Genomic DNA, 5,266 nt, shown 5'->3' on the forward strand with positions numbered 1-5,266 from the left:
TGGTTGCGTCCGGTGCCGGCGGGTGTGGTGGGTGAGGTGTATGCGGCGGGGGCCGGTCTGGCGCACGGGTATGTGGGTCGGGCGGGTCTGACGGCTGAGCGGTTTGTGGCGAATCCGCTGGGTGCGGCGGGTGAACGGATGTACCGCACGGGCGACTTGGGTCGTTGGCGTGCGGACGGGGTGCTGGAGTACGTGGGGCGCGCGGACGACCAGGTGAAGATCCGGGGATTCCGGGTCGAGCCGGGCGAGGTCGCGGCGGTGCTGCTGGCGCACGAGGCGGTGGCGCAGGCCGCGGTCGTGGCACGGGAAGACCGGCCGGGCGACAAGCGCCTGGTCGGCTACGTCGTCCCGGCGAACGGTCGGAACGTGGACGCGGCGGAACTGCGTCACTTCCTGGTCAAGCGGCTGCCGCGTCACATGGTGCCGTCGGCGGTGGTGGTGCTGGAGGCCTTGCCGATCACGCCGAACGGCAAGCTGGACCAGCGCGCGTTGCCCGCGCCTGCCGCCGCCGCCGTCGAGCCGGGCGGACGCGCACCGCGCTCGGTGCAGGAGGAACTGCTCTGCGGCATCTTCGCGGAGCTGCTGGGCCTGCCGTCGGTGGGGATCGACGACGACTTCTTCGCGCTGGGCGGGCACTCGCTCCTCGCGGCCCGGCTGATCAGCCGCATCCGCAGCACCTTCGGCGCCGAACTCGGGATCCGCGACCTGTTCGACGCCTCCACGGTCGTCGGCGTCGCCGAGAAGCTCAAGGACGGCCGCCCGGCGCGTCCGGCGTTGGTGGCGGGTGAGCGTCCGGAGGTGCTGCCGCTGTCGTTCGCGCAGCAGCGGCTGTGGTTCCTCGACCAGCTGGAGGGCGCTTCCGCCACCTACAACAGCCCGTTCGCGTTCCGTCTCCACGGCTCGGTGGACGTCGAGGCGCTCCGCGCGGCGATCGGCGACGTGGTCGGCCGGCACGAGGCCCTGCGGACGGTCTATCCCGCGGTCGACGGCCAGCCCCGCCAGCTGGTGCTGCCCGCCCAGGACGTCCAGGTGCCCTTCACGGTCATGGAGTGCGGGAGCGACGCGCTCGACGAGGCAGTGCGCGGGGCCGCGTTCACCCCGTTCGACCTGTCCACCGATCTGCCCGTACGGGTGGTGTTGTTCACGGTCGCCGAGGGCGAGTCGGTGCTGGTGGTGACCTTGCACCACATCGCGAGTGACGGTTGGTCGATGGAGCCGCTGTGGGAGGGCGTGGCGTCGGCCTACCGCGCGCGCCTGGCCGGGGTTGCTCCGGAGTGGTCGCCGTTGCCGGTGCAGTACGCGGATTACACGTTGTGGCAGCAGGGTTTGTTGGGTGGGGTCCTGGATCAGCAACTTGCCTACTGGTCGGGGGTGTTGCGGGATGCGCCGCAGGAGGTGGCGCTGCCGTTGGATCGGCCGCGGTCGGGGGTGGCTTCGCGTGCGGGTGGTCTGGTGGAGTTCGGGCTGGACGCGGAGCTGCACACGGAGTTGGAGGGGTTGGCGCGTCGGCACGGCGTGACGCTGTTCATGGTCCTGCACGCGGGCCTGGCGGCTCTGTTGTCGCGCCTGGGCGCGGGGACGGACATCCCCATCGGTACGGTGGTGGCGGGGCGTTCGGACGAGGCGTTGGACAAGCTGGTCGGGTTCTTCGTGAACACGCTGGTGCTGCGGACGGATGTGTCGGGTGCGCCGACCTTCGGTGAGTTGTTGGGTCGGGTCCGGGATACGGATCTGGCGGCGTTCACCCACCAGGACCTGCCGTTCGAGCGCCTGGTGGAGGAGCTGAACCCCGTCCGCTCCGCCTCGGTGCACCCGTTGTTCCAGGTGATGCTGGTCCTGCAGAACAACAGCGCGGTCAGCCTCCAACTCCCGGGCATCACCCTGGAATCGGAGACCTTCGACACGGCGCCGGCCCGGTTCGACCTCAACTTCGCCTTCACCGAGGCCTGGGCTGCCGATGGCACGCCCGGTGGGATCCAGGTGGAGCTGCAGTACGCCGCGGACCTCTTCGACCACGGCACAGTGGAGGTGCTGGGCCGCCGTCTCGGTTCGCTGTTGACCGCCATGGTCGCGGATCCGGAGCAGTTGGTCGGGTCGGTTGAGGTGTTGGTGGGTGGCGAGCGTGAGTTGGTCGTGTCGGGGTGGGGTGGTGGTGGGGGTCCGGTGCCGGCGGGGACGGTGTCGGGGCTGTTCGGGGAGCAGGTGGTGCGGGCCCCGGGTGCGGTGGCGGTGGTGGATGGTGATCGCCGGTTGTCGTACGGGGAGTTGGATGTTCTGTCGGATCGGATGGCCGCGCGGTTGGTGGAGTCCGGTCTGGTGCGGGGCGGGTTGGTGGGGGTCTGCCTGGGGCGTGGTGCGGATCTTGTGGTGGCGTTGTTGGGTGTGTTGAAGGCGGGTGGTGGTTACACGCTGTTGGATCCGGAGTTCCCGCGGGAGCGGTCGGCGTTGGTGGTGGCCGAGGCGGGTGTGGGTCTGGTGGTGTCGAGTACGGGGCTGCGCGGGTCGGTGGAGGGGTTCGCGGAGTGTGTGGTGTGGGTGGATGAGGAGTGGGAGCCGGCAGCGGGCGGGGTGGTGCCGTCGGTGGTGGTGGGTCCGGAGGATGTGGCGTGTGTGATGTTCACGTCGGGTTCGACGGGTCGGCCGAAGGGTGTGGTGGCGCCGCATCGGGCGTTGGTGGGGACGTATCTGGGGCAGGAGTATTGCGGGTTCGGTCCGGGTGAGGTGTTTCTGCAGTGCTCGCCGGTGTCGTGGGACGGGTTCGCGCTGGAGTTGTTCGGTGCGTTGTTGCATGGTGCGGTGTGTGTGTTGCAGCCGGGGCAGAATCCGCAGCCGGCGGTGATCGAGAAGTTGGTGGTGGAGCATGGTGTGACGATGCTCCAGTTGTCGGCGAGTCTGTTCAATTTCCTGGTGGATGAGCATCCGGGGGCGTTTGCGGGGGTTCGGACGGCGTTCACGGGTGGTGAGGCCGGTTCGGTGGCGCATGTGGCGAAGGTGCTGGGTCTGTTTCCGGGGTTGCGGGTGGGCAACGGGTACGGGCCGGCGGAGAGCATGGGCTTCACGACGTGCCACGCGGTGACCGATGCGGACTTGGCGGGTTCGTCGTTGCCGATCGGGCGTCCGGTGGGCAACAAGCGGGTGTTCGTGTTGGACGAGTGGTTGCGTCCGGTGCCGGCGGGTGTGGTGGGTGAGGTGTATGCGGCGGGGGCCGGTCTGGCGCACGGGTATGTGGGTCGGGCGGGTCTGACGGCGGAGCGGTTCGTGGCGAATCCGCTGGGTGTGGCGGGTGAACGGATGTATCGGACGGGCGACTTGGGTCGTTGGCGTGCGGACGGGGTGCTGGAGTATGTGGGGCGTGCGGACGACCAGGTGAAGATCCGGGGCTTCCGGGTCGAGCCGGGCGAGGTCGCGGCGGTCCTGCTGGCGCACGAGGCGGTGGCGCAGGCCGCGGTCGTGGCACGCGAGGACCGACCGGGCGACAAGCGCCTGGTTGGCTACGTCGTTCCGGTCGCGGGCCGGGAGGTCGATCCCGACGAGCTGCGGCGTTTCGCCGTGGGGCGGCTGCCGCGGCACATGGTGCCGTCGGCGGTGGTGGTGCTGGAGGCGCTGCCGATCACCCCGAACGGCAAGCTGGACCAGCGCGCGCTGCCCGCGCCTGCCGCCGCCGCTGTCGAGCCGAGCGGTCGGGCGCCGCGTTCCGCGCAGGAGGAGATCCTGTGCGTGGTGTTCGCGGAGGTGCTGGGCCTGCCGTCGGTGGGGATCGACGACGACTTCTTCGCGCTGGGCGGGCACTCGCTCCTCGCGGCCCGGCTGATCAGCCGCATCCGCAGCACCTTCGGCGCCGAACTCGGGATCCGCGACCTGTTCGACGCCTCCACGGTCGTCGGCGTCGCCGAGAAGCTCAAGGACGGCCGCCCGGCGCGTCCGGCGCTGGTGGCGGGTGAGCGTCCGGAGGTGCTGCCGCTGTCGTTCGCCCAGCAGCGGCTGTGGTTCCTGGACCAGCTCGAAGGCGCTTCCGCGACGTACAACAGCCCGTTCGCGTTCCGCCTGCACGGCTCGGTGGACGTGGAGGCGCTCCGTGCGGCGATCGGCGACGTGGTCGGCCGGCACGAGGCGCTGCGGACGGTCTACCCGGCGGTCGACGGCCAGCCGCGTCAGCTGGTGCTGCCGGCCGGTGAGGTCGAGGTGCCGTTCAGGGTCGAGCCGTGCGCGGCTTCGGAGGTGGCGGGGCGAATCGAGGCCGAGGCCTTCGCCGTCTTCGACCTCTCCGTCGAACTTCCCTTGCGGGTCGTGCTGTTCGCGCTTGGCGAGGACGAGTCGGTCCTGGTGCTGACCCTGCACCACATCGCCAGCGACGGCTGGTCCTCCGGTCCGCTCTGGCAGGGGGTCACGTCGGCCTACCGGGCCCGGCTGGCCGGAGCCGCCCCGGAGTGGGAGCCGCTGGCCGTCCAGTACGCGGACTACACCCTCTGGCAGCACAACCAGCTCGGGGAGGCTCTCGACCAGCAACTCGCCTACTGGACCGAGGCGTTGAGGGATGCGCCGCAGGAGGTGGCCCTGCCCTTCGACCGGCCCCGACCCGCTTCCGCGTCGCACGAGGGCGAGCTGTTGGAGTTCCATGTCGGCCCCGAGCTGCACGCGGAGTTGGACGCGTTGGCGCGTCGGCATGGTGTGACGCTGTTCATGGTGCTGCACGCGGGCTTGGCGGCTCTGCTGTCGCGGATGGGTGCGGGGACGGACCTCCCGATCGGCACGGTGGTGGCCGGGCGTTCGGACGAGGCCCTGGACGACCTGGTCGGGTTCTTCGTGAACACCCTGGTCCTGCGGACGGATGTGTCGGGTGAGCCGACCTTCGGTGAGTTGCTGGGGCGGGTCCGGGATGCGGACTTGGCGGCGTTCACGCACCAGGACCTGCCGTTCGAGCGCCTGGTGGAGGAGTTGAACCCGGTGCGTTCGCTGGGCCGGCACCCGCTGTTCCAGGTGATGCTGGTCCTGCAGAACAACGAGGAGGGTAGCCTCCAGCTCCCGGATGTCGTGGTGAGTACGGAGTCGTTCGGGACGCCGCCCGCCAAGTTCGACCTCAACCTGACGTGCGTCGAGAACCGTGACGCCGCCAATGCGCCTGCCGGTATCACGGTGGTCCTGCAGTACGCGACCGATCTGTTCGACCAGGGGACCGCGGGTCTGGTGGCGGAGCGGTTGGTGCGCTTGCTCGGGGTGGCGGTCGGGGATCCGGAGGTTCCGGTGTCCGGCTGGGAGGTGTTCGACT

General features: G+C 70.2%; 1 protein-coding gene. It reads left to right on the forward strand.

The features are described 5' to 3' along the window. Positions 1–105 precede the first annotated feature (105 nt). The coding region (locus ACFRQN_RS39760; RefSeq protein ID WP_380745511.1) for an amino acid adenylation domain-containing protein at positions 106–5,266 on the forward strand (5,161 nt) is incomplete at its 3' end.

Origin of the sequence: Kitasatospora sp. NPDC056800 (genome assembly GCF_042789775.1) — a bacterium.
GTDB lineage: Bacteria > Actinomycetota > Actinomycetes > Streptomycetales > Streptomycetaceae > Kitasatospora.